This window comes from Dyella sp. M7H15-1 (assembly GCF_004114615.1).
GTDB lineage: Bacteria > Pseudomonadota > Gammaproteobacteria > Xanthomonadales > Rhodanobacteraceae > Dyella_B.
The window spans coordinates 1,248,484-1,268,644 of sequence record NZ_CP035300.1 but is presented as its reverse complement, the minus strand read 5'-3'; the positions used below and the strand labels follow the sequence as shown (position 1 = coordinate 1,268,644).

Below are 20,161 nucleotides of genomic sequence, written 5' to 3'. Positions count from 1 at the left end.
CGTTGTTTCAATAGGCCGCCGCCGGTACGGCGGGCACGTTGGTCACCAATGCGTTGCGCTTGAGCACGAAGCTTTGCTTGTATTCGCCAGGTTTCAGCCGATGCGTGGCGCTATCCACGTAGTACACGCCGTCGAAAGTGAGGCCGGCGCCGCGCATGCCGACCAGACTGCGCGCGCGCAGGATGTCGCCGTAGCGCAGCACATCCAGCGAGCCTTCGGCGGTGATCACATCGGCGGTTTGCACCGAGCGCGCCATGCCCTGCATGATCGCCTGCGCGATCGGCAACTTGGCCGTCTCGTTCATCTGTTCCACTTTGAGTGGCACTGGCACCAGCGAACCCAGCGGCGGATTGAACGGCGTCACCGGTGGAATCGGTATCGGAAAAACCAGCTTGGTAATGGGCTCCTGATAGAACACCAGCGGTATCACCGAACTCTGCGGTTCGTAGCGGAAGTTGATGCTTTCCACATTGGTCCAGGCATCCATGTTGACATTAAGGCACTGTTGCGGCGTGCCGAAGCGCACTTGCGGCCCCCAATACGCTTGCGACGTGCCGGGTGTCGGGCCTGGTGTGACGTAAAAGACGTAACCGACATCCTTGGCCAATTCCTGGATATAGCCGAGATCGGTTTTCTTCTGCGTCGCGTACTGCACGATCGGGATTTCGATGTCCGGTATCAGTACGGGAATCACTTCGGGAATGATGCCGAAGGGCATGTACTTGGTCAGCATCAACAACACGCGCAGGTCCGGACTCATGCCGGGATAGGGCAGGCCGGACAGATCGATCAAATCCATCAGCGCGGAAAGGTCCTGCCCGGTCACCACCAGTTTGGACGCCGAGCCTTCCATCGCATCCGGCTGCACTTCGTGATGCAGGACGATGCCGTCCACGATGATTTGCGGCAAACCGCCGAAGTTGGCCATCAGGATCACGCGCAGGATCGGAATTGGCGACGAACCCATCAGCAGGAAAAAGGTTTGCAGCACCGATTGGTCGGCCAGCGTGAAGGTGAGCTGAAAACCGCTTTTGCCGGTGGCCGATTCGGTCACCTCCGCCGACACCAAGGCATCGACCAATGCCTTTGGCGCCGGCACGGCCATCACCGGACCCACCAGCAGCGTGAGGTAGAGCGCGTTAGCCATTGCGCGCTCCTGGTGGAATACCGGCACTGTATGGAATGAGGATGCTGCAGCCGACTTGCGCGGTCAGTGCATCCGGATCGGTATCGCTGTTGGCGTCGCAGATCATCCAGTACAGCAGTGGATCGCCGAGACATTTCGCGGACAGGTTGTCGAGCCGGTCACCGTCGACGATCGCGTAGCTCTGTACCGACGGATAGATGCTCGCCTTGGGCACGATGCGCCGCGCCAGATACATCACTTGCGCGCCATCAGGCAAGGTATACGGCAGCGTCGCCGCGCCGCAGTAGCGGCTGGAGTGGTTGGTCGGCGCGCCGGTACCCGCGGCGCCGGTTATCAAGCTGGCAAGTGCCTGGTCCATGATATGCGTCGCCTCATGCAAGCAGGGCCATGGCTTCCTTGCTGGTCTGATAAGTCAGATACAGCGCCCCGGCAGGGGTTTGGAAGCTCACGTCGTTGATATTGAGCACGCGCATGCCCAGCGATACCTTGGCGCGGATCGGGTTGAGCTGCGGGTCGAAATCTTGTTCGGTGATTTCCATGTCGGTAATGCGTACCGGCGTAATCCGCTGGTTGTTCCAGGCGAATACCGTCAGGTTGGTTTCCATCGGCAGGATTTCCAGCGTGCCGCTCAGCGACAGTTGCTCGTTGGAAATCAGCGTGGCGCTGGTCGGATAGATCAGCAATTCCAGCGCGGACAGTTGCGGCTGTATCCCCAGGCTCATCGCGGTGGGGTCGGAGTTTTCCAGTTGGTCGATCGCATCGATCACGATGTCGCACTTGATCGTTTCGATCGGCGGACCTTTCAGGCGTAGGATTTCGGTGCGGTCTGGTTCGTCGCCGACGCTTTGCGGTTTCAGCGAGCGCGTGATCGTTTCGGGGTTGTATTGCAGCATGATGCTGCTTAGCGAAATGCCGAGGTTGGCATCGAGCGAGAGAATCGCGCCTTTCTTCAGCAGGGGTGAAATATTAGACACGCGCGTTGCCTCCCTTGGCCGAACGCAGACGATCGAACAGTCGCGCCGCCAGTTGTTTGGCCGCGTCTTCCGGCGCAGCGCCGATCGGCAGTTGTCCTGCATCCAGTTGCGCCATGCGTGCGTGCGCGGCGCCGTTCCAGGAAGAAACGTTCCCGGAAGAAAGATGGTGCGCTAGACGATGGAGCTCGGTGTGCAAGGTCTGGGTAAAGCGCCGCTGCTGATCGGGTGTATAGCCGGACAAGGTCAGGCGCTGGATGTCGATATGCAGCCGCGTGTTTGGCGGCGCAGCGACGGAATCCGGGCGCATGGCACGGCTTTGGCCGCCAGCTAGGGCACGCATGGGTGATGGCTGGGTCATGTCCATCCTCGTGTTTCCGATGCGGTTAGTGGTTTCTCCAGTTTGGAATACTCGATGCGCGCGGCGGACAGCATGTGTCGCGCGCCGATCGCACTGTTTTGTTCGGCGGCAAGAAAGGCCGCGTGCATGGCGATGTTGCGGATGACGCCGCCCGATACGTTCAGTTGGGCCAGGCGTGCGTAGTCGAGCGCGTCCAGGGGCGCCGAGGCGGGAAAGATGTTTTTCCAGATACGTTCGCGCGAAGCGGTGTCCGGGAACGGAAACTGGACGATAAAACGGATGCGCCGTACGAACGCCGGATCCATCACATGCCGCATATTGGTGGTGAGGATCGCCACGCCACGATAGCTGTCCATGCGTTGCAGCAAATAGCTCACTTCCAGATTGGCATAGCGATCGTGGCTGTCGCGCACATCGCTGCGCTTGCCGAACAGCGCATCGGCTTCATCGAACAGCAGGATCGCGCCGCTTTCTTCCGCCGCATCGAAGACGCGCTGCAGGTTCTTTTCGGTTTCGCCGATGTATTTGCTGACCAGTGAGGCAAGATCGATCTGGTACAGATCCAGATCCAGCTCGCCGGCAAGGATTTCCGCGGCCATGGTTTTGCCGGTGCCGCTTTCGCCGGCAAACAGGGCGCTGAGGCCGAGGCCGCGGCTGTAGCGCTGGGCAAATCCCCAGCGATCGTTGACCACCGCACGCTGGCGCAGGTGGATGGCGATCTGCCGCAGTATCTCGGTCTGCTCCGGCGGCAGCACCAGCTCGGACCAGTTGGCGCGTGGTTCGATCCGTCGCGCCAAATGGTCCAGCGAGCGGCACGCGTATTGGCGGCAGATATGCCAGGTTACGCGGTCGGCATCGGTGCGACTGGCCAGCGCACTTTCACGTGCGGTGGTCGCGGCCAGGCGGATGGTCGATTCGTCGAAATGGAAATACTCGACGACGCGATCAAGCGAGCCATTCAGGCGGGTAGCGTCCGGACCCAGCCGTTCCATCCAGATGGTCTTGCGCTGTTCGGCGGACAGGGCAGGTACGTCGATGCGCCATCCAGGCAGACGCTCGGCGGCCGAGCCGGCCGGTGTATCGACGGCGATAGGGGCCTGTATCCCTTCCAACCATGCGGCGAGTTGCGGGATGTCGTCACCGTCCTTGCAGCGGATATAGAGCGCCGAAGGACGCAGGGCCGACTCGCGCATCCACAGGCGTGCGAGTTGTTCGCGTTCGACCGGTGTGCCGGGAAGGCTGCCTGTATCGAGTTGATAGGGCTGCAAGCTGGCGCGGCGGCAAAGCCCCATGAATGCGGACTTGCGCGTAGCGGGATGGTCGCCGCATAGCAGAATCGGCTCACCGTATTCAGCCGGATGTTGCCAATGCGAGACGGCGACATCCAGCATGGCTTCGAGTGGCGTGTCACGCTGTTCGTCCACGATGAAGTGACTGTCGCGGATCGGGCGAATATAGGCTTCCAGACGTTCGTCTTGGGCCGGCACGCCAAGCAGGTACAACAGAATGCGTTCGTCGATGCGCAGTGGCGCGTACATCAGCGACGTGCCGGCTTGGCTGCTGGTCACCTCGATCAGATTCCAGTACCGCAAAGGACGTGCGCGGCTGATCGCACTCCAATGCGGACGATGCAACACGCTCAGCGCAAGGCCGAAGCTGGGCCAGGTCGCGCTACGCTCATGTTGGGCGGCTGAGCAGGCGGCGAGAAAGCGCGATTCAGCCGCCGCGCCGGCACAAAGCAGCAGCACGTCGCGTTCGAACTCGCTGAGATCGAACATGTGTCGCAGTCGCTGCAAGGCGATGCTGGGTTGTTCCGCCATCACCCGTTCTCCGGCAGGGGCGGTAGCGGTATCTGGCATGCTTTGGCCCGTAGCTGTCATCAGGCAGCGATACACGCGATCAAGCGCGGTGCTGAGCGATTCGGCCGGTGCGGGTTCCTCGCGCATCTCGTCACGGGTTGATTCAGGCGACATGGCGCTCATGGCGTCACCAGGATTTGCGGTAGAAACTGCCCGTAAGTCGGGCTGCCGATGGTGGTGTCGAGCGTGAGCTTGCTCTGCGCACCGTCGATCTCAACGCGTACCGGATAGGTGCCGGTTGGAAAATCGGTGGGGATCGGGAAGTCCAGCGTGGCGGACGATGGCGGCCCCAGCGGCGAGCGTTGATCGATGGGGATCGCGTTGTCGCCGATAAGCAAGACGGCCTTTTGCATGGTGCCGACGGCCGGCGAAAGCGAAAGCGTCAGGGTGGCGCCTTGCACAATCGTGATCGGCGTTGCGGTGGTGATGGTCGGTATCAACTGGAACGGCATTGGGCTGGAACTGAAACCCGGATGCGGCGCCGACGTGAGCGGATAGGTGACGGTGGTCTGCACCCGCAGTGTGCAAGTGCCCGCCTGCAAGGTGCTGGGCACCACGACTTGCAGGCTATGGGGTTGCAGCACCGATGGCGCGATGCCAGGCGTGTAGTTGAACGAAACCAGGGTGCTGTTGGGCGCGCTGCCGGTGAAGTTGCTGCCCTGCAACGTCAGCGTGCCGCCGGCAGCCACCTGGCAGGGCGAAAGATGGTCGATAACCGGCGTCAGCAGGGGTAGGGCGGTGACGGTACGCTGCGCGGGTCGTAGGTTCGAGGTATAGCTGCTGGTGTCCTGGATCACCACCACCGAGATCTGATACGACGTGGTCGGGCGATAGTTGGTCTGGAACGCCGTCCACAAGCGATAGATTTCTTCGGTGGTGAGTGTTTCGGGCGTAATGCGGATGTGCTCGATCTGGCTGGCCAGCATGCTGCCGGCGATCAGCGAGCCTTCCGCGGAGGAAGGCAACGCGGCGAGCGCCTGCGCAATCGTCACGTGTGGCACCACGGGGGTGTCGTGGAAGATCTTCATGGCCCAGGCAAGCAAGATCTCCGGATCGAACTGATTGCTGCCATAGGCGCTGACTAGATAGTGCAGGTTCACGGCCAGTGGCGGATGGCTGATCTGCGAACCCGCGCCGTTGCGCGACGGTAGCCCAAGATTGCGCAAGGACGGGTTGAGGCTGGCGTAGTACATGAAAAGATTCAGGCGCGGCTGTTCGCCGGTGCCGGTGGGAACCAGGTCCGGCGAGGTGGCGGTGATGCCGGGCGGCGACGTCAGGATGGTGGTGGGGCCGCCATCGGTCAGCGCGTTGGTCAGCAGATAGCGCAGCACCGCACTGACGCCGCCGACGGCGAGATACGTGCTCATCGCCGTCCCTCCCGCGCGAGGAACTCACTAAGACTGACACGTGGTCGAAATTCGGTGCGTTTCGCAGTGCTTGGCGCCGGGGCGCTGCGGAGGTCGATATGGCCGATGGAGATGGTGATCTCCGGGGTGGCCTGCACGCTGTTTGCGGCAGGCGGTTCGGGTGAGTATGTTCGGTCCACGCGCGCGGGTGGAGGCGCGACTGGCGTCACTTTGCGCTCGGTGATGGGTGCGTTTTCAGGTCGTGATGGTGTGGTCGATATCGGTGCGATCGTCGGAACGAAGACGGTTTTGGTGTCGACGGACGCGCGTGGCGGCGTTGAGTTTTCGTCTGCCAGCGGGTGTTCTTCCGCGACCGTTCCGTGCGGTGCGAGCTGGATAGTCGGCGCGGCGAGCTGCTGCGTCGGCATGCGATGCAGAGGTGGCTCTGTCGTTTCATGCCCGTCGCTGGACGTCGTTGCTTGCCTTGTTGTAGCCAAGGAAACGGGCCATGTCTGCGCGAGTGTCGCGTTGACGGCGGTGTCGATCGATGGCACGGCGTGAGCAGTAGAAGGAACAGGTGAACGCGGTGCGGCGGGAATGTTCTCTTGCGCGCGCTCGACAAGTGCGGAGGGTGCATGGCGTACGGCCAGTACCGGCTCGATCCGCGCGCCACCACGCATGGCGGGATCGCGTGCCCGCAAGACCATGCGCTGGAGAATGTTGCTCATGCGTTCGTCAGCTCCAGATAGGTTTCGCGCCGTTGCGCACTCATGCTGGCAATGGCGCTTTCGCTCCAGCCGTACTGCCGGGCGAGGGTGTGGATGTCGCTGAACAGCCGCAAGGCGGCGTTGCGCACCTCAAGCCAGAGGAAACTCGCGATATCCAGCTCGCAAAAGGCTTCCTGCGCGCACTGCGGGCAAGCCAGCGCGCAGCGCAATTCGGAAGCGGCATGCAGTTGTTCGAATTTTTCGAGTGCGATGGCAGTGCTTGGTCCGTCCTGTCCTTCATGGGTCAGCAGGCAGCGCGTGAGCAGGACTTGTTCGGCGGCGGCTACGTCGGCGATGTCCACCGTGGCCAGCAAGTCGAGCGTGTTGGCGGCGCGAAGCTGGAAGCGCTGATCTAGCTCCTCCCACGCGATGGAGGTTACCGGCGCTTCCATGCAGCTCAGCAAATGCTCGACAGGTAGGCTGAACTCCATGGCGCTGTCGCAATGCGAACAGCTGGCGTAGCCCTGTACGGTAGGGCCGAAACTGATCAGTCGCAGTTGCAGCAGCAGACGGTTCCGTTCGGCGATGGGCAGTTCGGCTAGCTTGACAGGCTCAACCTCCGGCAAGGCGATAGCGAGCATGCTCAGCGCACGCTGCAAGCCATGCTGGTGTTCGGCCTGCTCCCAGGCTTGCAACAACCGTTCGCCGGACAATGCATGCATCGATCAACTCCATGTCACGGAAAAGGCGCGGGTGCATGACGCACCGGTCACGCGCTGGTGGAATTGAAGCTCGGTTCGGTGGGCTCGTTGACGCTGGTGTCGCGCTCCCAGCCTTCGTTTTCCAGCTTGATGTGCTGGATCGCTACGGCGTTGGCGTTGGCATCCAGATCCGGCAGCACCTGGTATTCGGAGACCCAGGCGCGATAGATCTTGTAGCTGATCGCCAGTTGGCCGGCTTCATTGAAGAAGTCCAGGATCACGTCCTTGCGAAAATCGGCCAGCGATATTTCGCTGCCCGGCGCGACACCGATCTGCCATACCTTCGCCGCCCAGGCTTCGAAAGCCAGGTCGTGCGTTACGCCGCGTTCGAGTACCAGGGCATCGTAATCATTCAGTCCTGGCGATTTGCGACTGATGGTGGGATCGCCGCCTTCGCGAAACTTCACCACCTGGGTGGTGCGCTTGAGCGCGGATACCTTGCTGATGCCGGCGACATACCGGCCGTCCCATTTCAGGCGAAATTTGAAGTTCTTGTACGGATCAAAACGTAGAGGATTGACGGTGAACTCGGCCATGGGTCATCTCCGCTGCATGGATGGCGTTATCCGGTGCGTTGTCGCCGTTACGAGGACTGTCCCGTGATCTGCTGAATCTGGATGACCACGAACTCCGCCGGCATCAGCGGCGCGAAGCCGACCAGGATGTTGACGATGCCCAGATCGATATCGTTCTGCGTGGTTGTTTCGCTATCGCATTTGACGAAGTACGCCTGCGCCGGCGTGGTGCCCTGGAAATACCCTTTCAGGAACAGGTTCTGCATGAAGGTACCGACGTTGAGCCGGATCGCGGCCCACAAAGGTTCGTCATTCGGCTGGAAGCAGACCCATTGCGTGCCCTGATAGAGACTGGATTCGATAAACAAGGCGGTGCGGCGCACGGGTACGTACTTCCACTGGCTGCCCAGCGCATCGGCGCCGACCAGAGTGCGCGCGCCCCACAGCACGGGACCATAGTTGGGAAAGGTGCGGAAACAATTGAGGCCGAGCGGATTGAGTGAGCCGTTTTCCTGATCGGTCATCTTATAGATCATGCTTTGCACGCCACTCAGCGAGGCGCCGGTGCCGGCCGGTGCGGTTGCCACGTTGAAATGGGCATCGTTGGTTGCATACACACCCGCGACCACCCCACAGGGTGCAAAGGTACGCAGCTGATAATTGTTGTTTTGATCGGGCAAGCGCAGACGCGGCCAAAACGCGGCGCCATTGGGATCGACGACCGACAACTGACTGCTCTTCCAGTCGACCGCGCCGGCAACCGTGGTGACATCCGGTGGCGGATCGACCAGCAGGAAGGCCCGTTGCTGATCGCAGAACGCAATCGCCGCGCTGTAGATGGCATTCGGATTGACGGTGGTGTCCAGGGCGCTAGGATCGCCTGGCTGCGCACGCGTGGCGTCTGGAATGCACAGCAGATTGAAGATGTCGATTTTCTGCAGGGCGTAAATGCCGGTGAACGCGCCAGGATCGCCGATCAAATCCGCACTGGCAGGGAGGCCACCAAACTCGCCCAGAGTGGACGTGGTTTGCTCGCCGTAGTTGGCGTGCCCCGTGCCCAACGCATAGTGCGAAGCGTTGGCTCCGGTCGAACCGCCAATGCCAAGTAGGCTGGTGCTGGCCGACAGACCGCTTGACGAGGATGGATCGGTAAAGCTCAGCACAGCATCCGGATAGTTAGGGAACATGGCGCTCAGGCGCAGCGCCTGTCCGCCCGTCGCTCCCGGCACGGACGTGACGGTGACCAGGGCGGTAGCACCGGGTACTTGCACGGCAAGTACGGCGTTGATGGCCTGCTGGATCTGCATCGCCAGGCCGCTGAGTGTCATCGGCACCAGGCTGGTGTTCGAGGCCGTGTTCTTCGAAATGATCTTGACGGTGATCGGTAGGCCCGATGGAGGAGGCGTTGGATCGGTCGTGTTGATGACCAGGCCGTAATCCGCGTTGGACAGCGGCTGCGCCAGGGTACTGCCGCTAGGCACGCTGCCAGGCACGGTGAGCGAGACGCCGGTGGCGGTGGTGCCGGTGAAATTGGTCGTCAGTGTCAGGCTGGTGTTCGAACCGATCGACTGGATTTGGTAGGGGCCGGTGGTGTCGCCGCTGAAGGTCACCCACATGCCGAATTTCAATGCCGTGGAGAACGTGGTGCTGCTGCCGGTGACGTTTGCACTGCCGCGGGTGATATCCACGGTGCCGCTGATGGTGGTGGTGCCGCACATCGCCGCGGCAATCGCATAGGGCGTCACGGCACTACCGACAAAACCGGTCTGGGGCATCGCCGTCGATGTCGTATACGTCGAGTAGATCGAAGCGTTGATGAGGGTAAGGTTGATCAACTGCGAGCCATTGTCCGGATCGTTCACCACCGCCTGGACGAAGTTACTCAGCGTGTTCTGAAAGGTGACCGACGGAAAATATTCCGAGTTGCCGGTGATCAGATCCGTGACGGTGAGATTGAAGGTGGTGGGATCGCCGCTGCTGCCGCCGGGTGTCAGGCCGATGTAGTCGATATCGATCAGCAGGTTGCCATTGGCCGCCGTGCCGCTGCTGAGTGCGCCGAACGTGAAGGCGCCAAACGTTACCGTGGCAGCTTCGGCACCCACCGACAAGCCGGGCGTACGCACCACATAAGCCGGGCCACCGCCATTGGCGTAGAACTGCTGCACCGCATAGCTCAATTCACTGTTGGAGGCGACACCGCCATAGAGCTGTTCGAAATCGCCGAACTTGTTGATCAGTTGCGCGCGGTTGTCGATGCCGGTAGCGGTGTAGCCGACAAAGGCGGCGATGGAAGTGGGAACACCGGCAATGGGGTGCGAGGTGCTGGGGAGTTCCTGGATATACACGCCAGGATAGGTGTAGGTCGTGGCCATGCGCGTGCACCTTGTCGAGGTAGAAAATCGATGCCTGTTACGGAACGGTGGTATCGCGAATCAATTGATCGAGCCTGGCTTCGGTAGCGGCGTCTTGCACGGTTCTCCGGTAATGAACGAGGCCATCCGTCTGTTGCACTGCTTCCAGCAAACCCTCCGCTTCCAACCAAGCTAGTGCTTGCGCCACTTGTTCCGTTGACGACGGATCAAGACCAAGCCACCACTGCGTGATGCCTTCCTGGGTATCTCCGGCAAGCGGATTAGCGCGCAAATAGCGCGCCAGACACGCCAGCACAGAGCGTAAGTTGGGATCAGCTCGATACGGCGGTCCGCTGTTCACCGGATAAGCAAGGCAAACCAGATGCCACCGCGGGCTGGTTATCAAACCCGTGTTTTCGTTGAGCTATTTGCCAGTGGGAGGAAGGGCGGCAGGATGATTTTGTCCAGGCGCGGCGTGGTGGAGCAGGGGCTATGCAGTACGCATCATGTGTTGCGGCGTGGATCTTTTTGTCCTTATGCACCCGCGATTTGTCCGGCTACCAAAATCGTGGGTCTAGGGCGATACATTGCCAACAGATCCACGAATTCTTCCGCTGCCCAGCCCATCGATGACCCACGTCTTTCGAAAGATCAGCACTTTACGACATGATGCTCGAGTTGTGTGTGATCGTATTATCTCGGCCCAGTTGAGTTCGAGCTACGACACGTCGCTTAGCCGAGTGTCTGTGATTCAGGGACAAGATCAATTTTTCAAGCGGCGGCAACTAAGGGGCGGTTGAATACCATATTCCGTGACCTCCTAACGCGCAGTGCGCATGGCCTCTGGGTTTGCGAGTGATCTTTGACTCACCCGGCGGGTGAGTGGGTGATCCTACGCAAAGCAAGCGGGCATGTGGGGTGCGAGCCAGGAGCTCACGGAATCAGGTTGAATAGTTACAAAACTCAGGTGTTTGTCTGATCTTTGAGTATGGTGAAGTTTAGTTATTGTACGCCGTTCAATTTTTCTTACTTACCCAAGTCGCATTGTTAGCTAAAAACAACCGCCAACAATATTGTCCACATAGAAACAGGAAAAGCTCATGATAGGTAATGTGCAACAGAAATTTATGAATAATTACGCCACAGAAAATTATGAAAATAAATCTAGCACTATAAATATTGGAAATGTAAGTCACACTTATTCAAATGGCTGCGACTTAAAAGCAATTTTATTGCGACATTCGCCCAATCCGTTAGCAGTAGATGCCGTTAATGGAATGGATGATTCTCATCTGGAGGAAATGGCGTCTGGCCTTGTTGCATCAGGAAATTTAAGCGTTAAAAATATGTATGCAAGGTGTATTTCTTTACATACTATGGCGATCCTAAATAATAATTCATCTTATAACGTAGATTCAGATTTATACATGCTTCATGGTAACAGATGGGCGGTTATTGAAACGTGTACTGATAACGAAACAAATAAGATCGTGAAGACTGATAATATAAGAAACAAAGAACAAGGAGGTAAGCAGGTAGAGAAAAAGATAGGTAAACAGGTGCGAGCTAGAGGAAGAAAAACCGAAAAGAAAGCCCCGGTTGCACCAAAAGATGGGTTAGCATTCTGGACGAATTCTGGAGACGTGGATTGTGCGTTGAAAGACGTAATAAGTAATCGGTCTAAAAATACTTTGGATTGTTCATTAGCTAAACAGTTGTCATATATGAGTGGATATGTTAACTCGCAGGATGTGCATGCTGTTAGGGAAAAGGGTGAAAAATTTGCTGTTTATAATGAGTCAATTTCTATTGATCAAAACGACTTTGTTACCTTCAATGATTTCACGGAAGATCTAATAGTTAATAACAATAATTTATTAATACCAGGCGATGCTGTGTATTTCGAAAATCATGAAGACTACCCAATCGGTCCTGCTTATTTACTTTCTGGACATCATGCCATCTATGTCGGGAAAAACAACGAAGGGGAAAGGATTTTTTCTGCATTTGGTATTGATCCAATGAAGGAAGATGACATATTGGATATGATGGATAGTGCATATATTAGAGATTATGCAGATGCGAATAATTGCAAAGAAAATGAAGTTGATATTACAGGAGGCTTTCCTAGGTTATCCACGATTGTCACAAGATTTAAACTTGCGTAAGTTAGGCTTATAATCTATACGCGCGTTGCGATATGCAAGGCGCGAACTTTAAGTTCTCCCATCTTGATGACGTATCTTTTCGAGATAGCCGTATGGTAGGAAATAATTTTTCCGGCGCTGAAATAACGCATAAACCTAATTCAAAGAACTCCTGACACCCTTGATCGTGATTACGGGACAAGTTTGTGCGGCGGGCTGCCACACGGTGTCCATGGCGGATGCGCGCTGCTGTGGAGGAGTAAAAACGTGGGGATACTTCAGGGTTTGCATCCCAACCTTCGATCAGCCCGTAACCGCCTGTTTCTTCTCATCCCGCAATTCACGCCGTAGAATTTTGCCCACATTGCTCTTGGGCAGCGAATCGCGGAATTCGATCACCTTTGGGCGCTTGTAGCCGGTAAGATTCTCGCGGCAGAACTCCTTGAGTTGTTCCACTGTCAGGTTGGGGTCCCTGCGCACCACGAACAATTTCACTGCTTCGCCGGAATGTTCGTCGGTCATGCCGATCGCGGCGACTTCCGCCACGCCTGGATGCTTCATCACGGTGTCTTCGATTTCATTCGGATACACGTTGAAGCCGGAGACCAGGATCATGTCCTTCTTGCGATCGACGATATAGAAGTAGCCGTTTTCATCGGCCTTGCCGATGTCACCCGTGTGCAGCCAACCGTCGGGCGTGAGCACTTTGGCTGTTTCATCCGGGTGCTGCCAGTAACCCTTCATCACTTGCGGGCCGCGCACCATCAGCTCACCAACATCACCTTGTGGCAGTGGCTGGTTGTCTTCCGACCAGATTTCGATGTCGGTGGAGGGAATCGGCAGGCCGATAGAGCCGTTGTAATCCTTCAGATCCAGCGGATTGATGCACACGGCCGGCGATGCTTCGGTTAGGCCGTAAGCTTCGGCCAGGGTGCAGCCGGTAACCTTCTTCCAGCGATCCGCCACGGCACGCTGCACGGCCATGCCGCCACCCAGGCAAAGGCGCAGTTTGGAGAAATCCAGCTCGCTGAAGCCGGGGGTGTTAAGCAAACCGTTGAACAGTGTGTTGACGCCGGTGAACGCAGTAAATCCGGACTTGCGCAGCTCCTTGACGAAGCCTGGCATGTCGCGCGGATTGGTAATCAGCCAGCTCAGGCCGCCCAGGCGCATGAACACCAGGCCGTTCGCCGTCAGCGAGAAGATGTGATACAGCGGCAGGGCTGTAATCACTACTTCCTGGCCTTCCTTCAGATTGGCGCCAATCCACGAACCCGCTTGCAGCATGTTCGCAATCATGTTGCCGTGCGTAAGCATGGCACCCTTGGCCACACCGGTTGTCCCCCCCGTGTACTGCAGGAAGGCGATGTCGTCGTGACCGACCTTCGGTTGCGTCAGCGGATAACGCGCGCCGCGTTTCAACGCATCGTTGAAACGCACAGCGTGTGGCAGGTTGACAGGTGGCACCATCTTTTTGATGTGCTTCACCACCAGATTCATCACCGCACCCTTGGCGCCCAGCAGGTCGCCGATGCCGGTGGTGATGACGTGCTTTGCTTCCGTCTCGCCGACCACTTGTTGCAAGGTCGCTGCGAAGTTGTCGAGTACCAGGATGGCTTTAGCGCCGGAATCCTCAAGCTGGTGTTTGAGTTCGCGTGCGGTGTACATCGGGTTGGTGTTCACCACTGTCAGGCCCGCACGCAGCGCACCGAGCAGCGCGATCGGGTATTGCAGGCAGTTGGGCATCATGATCGCGAAGCGATCGCCTTTGGTTAGTTTCAGTTCACCCGTTAGATAACTGGCAAATTGGCGGCTGAGCTTGTCGACTTCGCCGTAGCTGAGTCGCTTGCCGAAACTGTGGAAGGCTGGGCGTTGGCTGAAGCGCTCGAACGCTTCTTCGATCACTGCAGTGACTGACGTGTATTGATCAAGGTCGATTTCTGCGGGTACGCCAGCGGGGTAGTGATCCAGCCAAGGACGCTCGTTGCTCATGTTCGATCCCAACCTCCAGTAGTGACATGCCGATGGTGGCGAAGACTGGCATCGGCATCATGCGGGCGAGGCATTGGAGCATACGCCCGCGTACAGCAGCAAGCGGCGTCGCAGCGAGATTTTCGGCAGGTGGACGATGAGGCCAGCACACAGGTTCGGGTGCCTGATACTCGCGCCGGCCGGCTTCATCACGAGCCGGATGTGGTTCTGATTCGACTTTGAAAAGTAAACGCCATCCGCGGGTGGCGTTTACCTATGGCCTTGCTATCGCAACGATCAGGCCGCCTTCTTGCTGGCGAGTTGACGCAGTACGTATTGCAGAATGCCGCCATGGCGGAAGAATTCGCGTTCTTTCGGTGTGAGCAACAGCACTTTCACCGTGAAAGTCTTCTCGCCGCCCTCACCTTTGACGACGACGGTGGCTTCCTTCGACTCGCCGTCTTTCAGTCCGGTGATCTCGAAGGTTTCCTTGCCGGTGAGCCCCAGCGACTTTGCGTTCTCGCCATCCTTGAATTGCAGCGGCAATACGCCCATGCCCACCAGGTTGGAGCGATGGATGCGCTCGAAGCTTTCGGCAATGACGGCTTTTACGCCTAGCAGCAGGGTGCCTTTGGCGGCCCAGTCGCGGGAGGAGCCGGTGCCATATTCCTTGCCGGCAATCACGATTAGCGGGGTGTTGTCGGCTTTGTATTTCATCGCCGCGTCGTAAATGGCCATCTGCTCGCCGCTGGGCACGTGCAAGGTGTAACCCCCTTCCACGCCATCCAGCATCAGGTTCTTGATGCGGATGTTGGCGAAGGTGCCGCGCACCATCACATCATCGTTGCCGCGACGCGAACCGTAGGAGTTGAAGTCCTTCGGTTCCACACCTTTGCCGATCAGGAAGCGGCCGGCGGGGCTGTCCTTTTTGATGGAACCGGCTGGCGAAATATGGTCGGTGGTGATCGAATCGCCGAATACGCCCAGGGCGCGCGCGCCGTGAATATCTTCGATCTTGCCGGTCGTCATGGTCATGCCGTCGAAGTACGGCGGGTTCTTGATATAGGTGGAATCGGTCCAGCGATAGACCGAACCCTCCGGCGAATCGATAGCGTTCCAGCGGCTGTCGCCTTTGAACACATCGGCATAGTTGTGGGCGAACATTTCCGGATTGACGGCGTTCGCCATCAGGTCCGAAATCTCCTTGTTGCTGGGCCAGATATCTTTCAGATATACCGGCTCGCCATCGCTGCCAGTGCCCAGCGCATCCTTCGACAGATCCACATCCAGCGACCCGGCCAAGGCATAGGCCACCACCAAGGGCGGTGAGGCCAGGTAGTTCATCTTTACTTCCGGATGCACGCGTCCTTCGAAGTTACGGTTGCCCGACAGCACTGAAGCGACAGCCAGATCGCCTTCGGCAATGCCCTTGCTGATTTCCTGGGGCAGGGGGCCGGAGTTGCCGATGCAGGTGGTGCAGCCATAGCCCACCACATAGAAGCCGGTTTTTTCCAGTTCGGGCAGCAGGCCGGTTTTCTTCAGGTAATCGGTCACCACCAGGGAGCCGGGGCCGATGGAAGCCTTCACCCAGGGCTTCGCCTTCAGGCCCTTGGCCGCGGCTTTTTTCGCCAACAAGCCGGCGCCCAGCATGACCGCAGGGTTGGAGGTGTTGGTGCAGGAGGTGATGGCGGCGATCACCACCGAGCCATCTTCGAGGTGGAAATCTTCGCCGTTCCATTGCACACGCGGTCCTTTGGCACACGCGCTGGCATCGTGGCCGACCGCGGTGCCGCCACCTTCACCCGCGAAGCGCGCGTGGTGACTGGGGTCGGCCTTACGGCTGGCGGTCAGGCCTTCCAGGCTGGCATGGAAGCTCTTTTTGACGTCTTCCAGCAAGACGCGATCTTGCGGACGCTTCGGGCCGGCCAGCGAGGGTTTTACCTCGGCCAGGTTCAATTCCAGCGTGGTGCTGAATTCGGCCGGCGGTGTGTGTTCGTCATGCCACAGGCCTTGTGCCTTGGCATAGGTTTCCACCAGTTGAATTTGTGCCTTGCTGCGCCCGGAGAGGTGCAGGTAGTTCAAGGCTTCCTGATCGATCGGGAAGATGCCGCAAGTTGCGCCATATTCCGGCGCCATATTGGCGATCGTCGCGCGGTCGGCCAGTGGCAAATGCTTCAAGCCGTCACCGAAAAATTCCACGAATTTGCCCACCACGCCCAACTTGCGCAGCATCTGCGTGACGGTAAGCACCAGATCGGTAGCGGTCACGCCTTCGGATAACTTGCCGCTGAGCTTGAAGCCAACGACTTGTGGAATCAGCATCGACGAAGGCTGGCCGAGCATCGCCGCTTCCGCTTCGATGCCGCCCACGCCCCAGCCCAGTACGCCCAGACCGTTGATCATGGTGGTGTGCGAATCGGTGCCGAATACCGTATCCGGATACGCCCAGGCCGCACCGTTCTTTTCGTGGGTGAATACCACGCGTGCCAGATGTTCCAGATTTACCTGATGCACGATGCCGGTGCGCGGTGGCACGACCTTGAAGTTGTTGAAGGCTTTTTGGCCCCAGCGCAGGAATGAATAGCGTTCCTGATTGCGCTGGAATTCGATGTCGACGTTCTGCTCCAGCGCCGAGGCGGAGCCATACACATCCACCTGCACCGAGTGATCGATCACCAGTTCGGCCGGCGCCAGCGGATTGATCTGCTTGGCATCGCCGCCCAGCTTCACCACTGCGTCGCGCATCGCGGCCAGATCGACCACGCAGGGCACACCGGTAAAATCCTGCAACACCACACGCGCCGGCATAAAGGAAATTTCAGTATCCGGCTCGGCCTTGGCATCCCATTTGGCGACGGCTTCGATTTCCTTCTTGGTGACGTTTACGCCGTCTTCGTGGCGCAACAGGTTCTCCAGCAGGATCTTCATCGAATAGGGCAGTCGCTTGATATCCAGTTGCTTGCCCAGCTTGGTCAGGCTGGCGATCTGGTAGGGGCTGCCGTTGACGTTGAGGGTGTCGCGGGTGGCGAATGAATCCAGCATGGGGAACTCCTGTCGTGTGGAATCGGGGGGCATAGCAGGGGAATGCTAGACCTGCAGACGTTAGGGGAATTGCAAGGGAGCTGGTTTTACTTCTGACCGATGTCGCGAAGTTTGGACCGATTCAGGCTTCGCGCAAGCCAGTTTGACGCCCGTCGCATTGCAAGATTTCGAACGCTGCCGGAAACACGTTGTCGTTGCTGGGGTTTGGGGCCGGCTGGCAAAATAAGCAAGTTCACTACTTTCCCTCTCTCCTGGGACTGCCTGCGGGTGGTCTGCCGGAGAGCGGGTCTGATGACGGTACATCCCCCAAAGGATCCATCCCCATGCTCACTGCCTATCGTCAACAACTCGCCGAGCGCGCTGCGCTGGGTATTCCCGCGCTGCCACTGTCGGCCCAGCAGACCGCCGACCTGATCGAGCTGCTGAAGAACCCGTCTGTTGGCGAAGAGTCTGCTCTTGAAAGGAATTTTCTGGTCGATCTGATCGCCAACCGCGTGCCGGCTGGTGTGGACGACGCAGCCAAGGTCAAGGCGTCTTATCTCGCCGCCGTGGCGTTCGGCACTGAAGCGTGCGCGCTGATTAGCCGCGAGAAGGCGACGGAGCTGCTGGGCACCATGCTGGGCGGCTACAACATCCATCCGCTGATCCAGTTGCTGGATGATGCACAAGTGGGTGGCATTGCCGCCAAGGTGCTGAAGAACACCTTGCTGATGTTCGATGCCTTCCACGACGTCAAGGAAAAAGCCGACAAGGGCAACGCCAACGCCAAGGTGGTGCTGCAAAGCTGGGCTGACGCCGAATGGTTCACCAGCCGTCCTGCCGTGCCCGAGAGCATGACCATCACCGTGTTCAAGGTGCCGGGCGAAACCAATACCGACGACCTGTCACCGGCACCTGATGCCACCACGCGTCCGGATATCCCGTTGCATGCGCTGGCCATGCTGAAGAACAAGCGCGACGGTGCGCCGTTCCAGTCGGAAGAAGACGGCAAGCGCGGTCCGATCCAGCTGATCCAGGATCTGAAGCAAAAGGGTCATCTGGTTGCCTACGTCGGCGACGTGGTCGGCACCGGTTCCAGCCGCAAGTCCGCCACCAACTCGGTGCTGTGGTGGACCGGCGAAGATATTCCCTTCATCCCCAACAAGCGCTTCGGCGGTGTGTGCCTGGGCAGCAAGATCGCGCCGATCTTCTACAACACAATGGAAGACGCCGGCGCGCTGCCGATCGAACTCGACGTCTCCAAGATGGAGATGGGCGATGTGGTCGAACTGCGCCCGTATGAAGGCAAGGCGTTGAAAAACGGTCAAGTGATCGCCGAATTCCAGGTGAAGTCCGACGTGCTGTTCGACGAAGTACGTGCCGGTGGCCGCATTCCGCTGATCATCGGCCGCGGTCTCACCGCCAGGGCACGCGAAGCGCTGGGCCTGCCGCCGTCCAACCTGTTCCGCCTGCCGCAGAACCCGGCCGATACCGGCAAGGGTTATACGCTGGCGCAGAAAATGGTCGGCCGCGCCTGCGGTCTGGCGGAAGGCCAGGGCGTGCGCCCGGGCACGTATTGCGAGCCGAAGATGACCTCGGTCGGTTCGCAGGACACCACCGGCCCAATGACTCGCGATGAGCTGAAAGACCTGGCCTGCCTGGGCTTCTCGGCCGATCTCGTGATGCAGTCGTTCTGCCACACCGCCGCTTATCCCAAGCCGGTGGACGTGAAGACCCATCACGAACTGCCCGCCTTTATTTCCACGCGTGGCGGTATCAGCCTGCGTCCGGGCGACGGCGTGATCCACTCCTGGCTCAACCGCATGCTGCTGCCCGACACCGTCGGCACCGGCGGTGACAGCCACACGCGCTTCCCGATCGGCATTTCCTTCCCGGCCGGTTCCGGCCTGGTCGCCTTCGCGGCAGCCACCGGCGTGATGCCGCTGGATATGCCCGAATCCGTGCTGGTGCGCTTCAAGGGCGAACTGCAGCCGGGCGTGACGCTGCGCGATCTGGTCAATGCGATTCCGCTGTACGCGATCAAGCAGGGCTTGCTCACGGTGGCCAAGCAGGGCAAGAAAAACATTTTCTCCGGCCGCATCCTGGAAATCGAAGGTCTGCCGAATTTGAAGGTGGAGCAGGCATTCGAGCTTTCCGATGCCTCCGCCGAACGTTCCGCTGCCGGCTGCACGGTCAAGCTCAACCAGGAACCGATCATTGAATACTTGAACAGCAACATCACGTTGCTGAAAGTCATGATTGCGCAAGGCTATCAGGATGCACGCAGCCTGCAACGCCGCATCAAGACGATGGAAGCGTGGTTGGCCAATCCGCAATTGCTTGAAGGCGATAACGATGCCGATTACGCTGCCGTGATCGAGATCGATCTGGCCGACGTGCACGAGCCGATCGTGGCCTGTCCAAACGACCCGGACGACGTGAAAACGCTGTCCGACGTGGCCGGCGCCAAGATCGACGAAGTGTTCATCGGTTCGTGCATGACCAACATTGGCCACTTCCGCGCGGCATCCAAACTGCTGGAAGGCAAGCGCGATATCCCGACCCGCCTGTGGGTCGCGCCGCCGACCAAGATGGATCAGCAGCAGCTCACCGAGGAAGGTCACTACGGCGTACTCGGTACGGCCGGTGCGCGCATGGAAATGCCGGGCTGCTCGCTATGCATGGGCAACCAGGCGCAGGTACGCGAAGGCGCAACGGTGATGTCCACCAGCACCCGCAACTTCCCGAACCGCCTGGGCAAGAACACCAACGTGTACCTGGGTTCGGCCGAACTGGCCGCGATCTGCTCGCGTCTGGGTCGCATCCCGAGCAAGCAGGAATACATGGCAGATATCGGCGTCATCAACGCCAATGGCGACAAGATTTACCGCTACATGAACTTCGATCAGATCGCTGATTTCAAGCAAGTGGCGGATACGGTCGAGGCTTGAGATTCAATGGGGATGAAAAGCGAAGCCCGGCATGTGCCGGGCTTCGCTTTTGTAAA

The 20,161-nt window shown here is 58.8% G+C and carries 15 protein-coding genes; 2 read left to right on the top strand and 13 right to left on the bottom strand.

Going from position 1 to position 20,161, the window contains the following annotated elements; translation table 11 throughout:
* Positions 1-7 precede the first annotated feature (7 nt).
* From EO087_RS06100 to EO087_RS06050, 11 genes are read right to left on the bottom strand one after another with little or no spacing between them, the layout of a single operon-like run.
* Positions 8-1,147 carry a hypothetical protein gene (locus tag EO087_RS06100; protein ID WP_128898089.1) on the bottom strand — a complete coding sequence of 380 codons (1,140 nt, stop codon included), beginning with the start codon at positions 1,145-1,147 and terminating at the stop codon, positions 8-10.
* Positions 1,140-1,505 (bottom strand): LysM domain-containing protein, encoded by a 366-nt coding sequence (locus EO087_RS06095; RefSeq protein WP_205744449.1) that lies wholly within the window; start codon positions 1,503-1,505, stop codon positions 1,140-1,142. Before EO087_RS06095 ends, EO087_RS06100 begins: the two co-directional genes overlap by 8 nt.
* A 13-nt stretch (positions 1,506-1,518) precedes the next feature.
* The gene (locus EO087_RS06090) at positions 1,519-2,121 is read right to left on the bottom strand and encodes a hypothetical protein (protein ID WP_205744448.1); all 603 of its coding nucleotides are present in this window, start codon (positions 2,119-2,121) and stop codon (positions 1,519-1,521) included.
* Positions 2,114-2,479, bottom strand: coding sequence for a hypothetical protein (locus EO087_RS06085; RefSeq protein ID WP_128898088.1), 366 nt, complete (start codon positions 2,477-2,479; stop codon positions 2,114-2,116). Before EO087_RS06085 ends, EO087_RS06090 begins: the two co-directional genes overlap by 8 nt.
* Positions 2,476-4,452 carry an ATP-binding protein gene (locus tag EO087_RS06080; protein WP_164931781.1) on the bottom strand — a complete coding sequence of 659 codons (1,977 nt, stop codon included), beginning with the start codon at positions 4,450-4,452 and terminating at the stop codon, positions 2,476-2,478. The genes EO087_RS06085 and EO087_RS06080 overlap by 4 nt, the downstream gene beginning before the upstream one ends.
* Before the next feature lie 5 nt (positions 4,453-4,457).
* The gene (locus EO087_RS06075) at positions 4,458-5,705 is read right to left on the bottom strand and encodes a DUF4255 domain-containing protein (RefSeq protein ID WP_128898086.1); all 1,248 of its coding nucleotides are present in this window, start codon (positions 5,703-5,705) and stop codon (positions 4,458-4,460) included.
* Positions 5,702-6,412 (bottom strand): hypothetical protein, encoded by a 711-nt coding sequence (locus tag EO087_RS06070; RefSeq protein WP_128898085.1) that lies wholly within the window; start codon positions 6,410-6,412, stop codon positions 5,702-5,704. Before EO087_RS06070 ends, EO087_RS06075 begins: the two co-directional genes overlap by 4 nt.
* Positions 6,409-7,113, bottom strand: a complete 705-nt coding sequence (locus tag EO087_RS06065) for a hypothetical protein (RefSeq protein ID WP_128898084.1) — start codon at positions 7,111-7,113, stop codon at positions 6,409-6,411. Before EO087_RS06065 ends, EO087_RS06070 begins: the two co-directional genes overlap by 4 nt.
* A gap of 47 nt (positions 7,114-7,160) precedes the next feature.
* Positions 7,161-7,688 (bottom strand): phage tail protein, encoded by a 528-nt coding sequence (locus EO087_RS06060; protein WP_128898083.1) that lies wholly within the window; start codon positions 7,686-7,688, stop codon positions 7,161-7,163.
* Between the two features lie 47 nt (positions 7,689-7,735).
* Positions 7,736-10,039, bottom strand: coding sequence for a phage tail sheath C-terminal domain-containing protein (locus tag EO087_RS16685; RefSeq protein ID WP_128898082.1), 2,304 nt, complete (start codon positions 10,037-10,039; stop codon positions 7,736-7,738).
* 37 nt (positions 10,040-10,076) lie between these two features.
* The gene (locus tag EO087_RS06050) at positions 10,077-10,424 is read right to left on the bottom strand and encodes a hypothetical protein (protein ID WP_164931780.1); all 348 of its coding nucleotides are present in this window, start codon (positions 10,422-10,424) and stop codon (positions 10,077-10,079) included.
* Between the two features lie 694 nt (positions 10,425-11,118).
* Here EO087_RS06050 and EO087_RS06045 point away from each other — a divergent pair.
* Complete coding sequence (locus tag EO087_RS06045; RefSeq protein ID WP_128898080.1) at positions 11,119-12,186, top strand: hypothetical protein; 1,068 nt, start codon at positions 11,119-11,121, stop codon at positions 12,184-12,186.
* A 282-nt stretch (positions 12,187-12,468) separates the two neighbouring features.
* Here EO087_RS06045 and EO087_RS06035 read toward each other — a convergent pair whose 3' ends face one another.
* On the bottom strand, positions 12,469-14,154 hold the full coding sequence (locus EO087_RS06035; protein WP_128898078.1) for an AMP-binding protein: 1,686 nt from the start codon (positions 14,152-14,154) through the stop codon (positions 12,469-12,471).
* 276 nt (positions 14,155-14,430) lie between these two features.
* Positions 14,431-17,175 carry an aconitate hydratase AcnA gene (gene acnA, locus EO087_RS06030; protein ID WP_128898077.1) on the bottom strand — a complete coding sequence of 915 codons (2,745 nt, stop codon included), beginning with the start codon at positions 17,173-17,175 and terminating at the stop codon, positions 14,431-14,433.
* A gap of 323 nt (positions 17,176-17,498) precedes the next feature.
* On the opposite strand from acnA, the gene EO087_RS06025 reads away from it, so the two are divergent.
* The gene (locus EO087_RS06025) at positions 17,499-20,105 is read left to right on the top strand and encodes a bifunctional aconitate hydratase 2/2-methylisocitrate dehydratase (protein ID WP_128898076.1); all 2,607 of its coding nucleotides are present in this window, start codon (positions 17,499-17,501) and stop codon (positions 20,103-20,105) included.
* The last annotated feature ends 56 nt before the right edge of the window (positions 20,106-20,161 follow it).

Coding starts and splice junctions, on each gene's coding strand:
- acnA (WP_128898077.1), bottom strand. CDS start 17,175: ATGCTGGATTCATTCGCCACCCGCGACACCCTCAACGTCAACGGCAGC.
- EO087_RS06095 (WP_205744449.1), bottom strand. CDS start 1,505: ATGGACCAGGCACTTGCCAGCTTGATAACCGGCGCCGCGGGTACCGGC.
- EO087_RS06075 (WP_128898086.1), bottom strand. CDS start 5,705: ATGAGCACGTATCTCGCCGTCGGCGGCGTCAGTGCGGTGCTGCGCTAT.
- EO087_RS06035 (WP_128898078.1), bottom strand. CDS start 14,154: ATGAGCAACGAGCGTCCTTGGCTGGATCACTACCCCGCTGGCGTACCC.
- EO087_RS06060 (WP_128898083.1), bottom strand. CDS start 7,688: ATGGCCGAGTTCACCGTCAATCCTCTACGTTTTGATCCGTACAAGAAC.
- EO087_RS16685 (WP_128898082.1), bottom strand. CDS start 10,039: ATGGCCACGACCTACACCTATCCTGGCGTGTATATCCAGGAACTCCCC.
- EO087_RS06085 (WP_128898088.1), bottom strand. CDS start 2,479: ATGACCCAGCCATCACCCATGCGTGCCCTAGCTGGCGGCCAAAGCCGT.
- EO087_RS06045 (WP_128898080.1), top strand. CDS start 11,119: ATGATAGGTAATGTGCAACAGAAATTTATGAATAATTACGCCACAGAA.
- EO087_RS06100 (WP_128898089.1), bottom strand. CDS start 1,147: ATGGCTAACGCGCTCTACCTCACGCTGCTGGTGGGTCCGGTGATGGCC.
- EO087_RS06080 (WP_164931781.1), bottom strand. CDS start 4,452: ATGTCGCCTGAATCAACCCGTGACGAGATGCGCGAGGAACCCGCACCG.
- EO087_RS06070 (WP_128898085.1), bottom strand. CDS start 6,412: ATGAGCAACATTCTCCAGCGCATGGTCTTGCGGGCACGCGATCCCGCC.
- EO087_RS06025 (WP_128898076.1), top strand. CDS start 17,499: ATGCTCACTGCCTATCGTCAACAACTCGCCGAGCGCGCTGCGCTGGGT.
- EO087_RS06065 (WP_128898084.1), bottom strand. CDS start 7,113: ATGCATGCATTGTCCGGCGAACGGTTGTTGCAAGCCTGGGAGCAGGCC.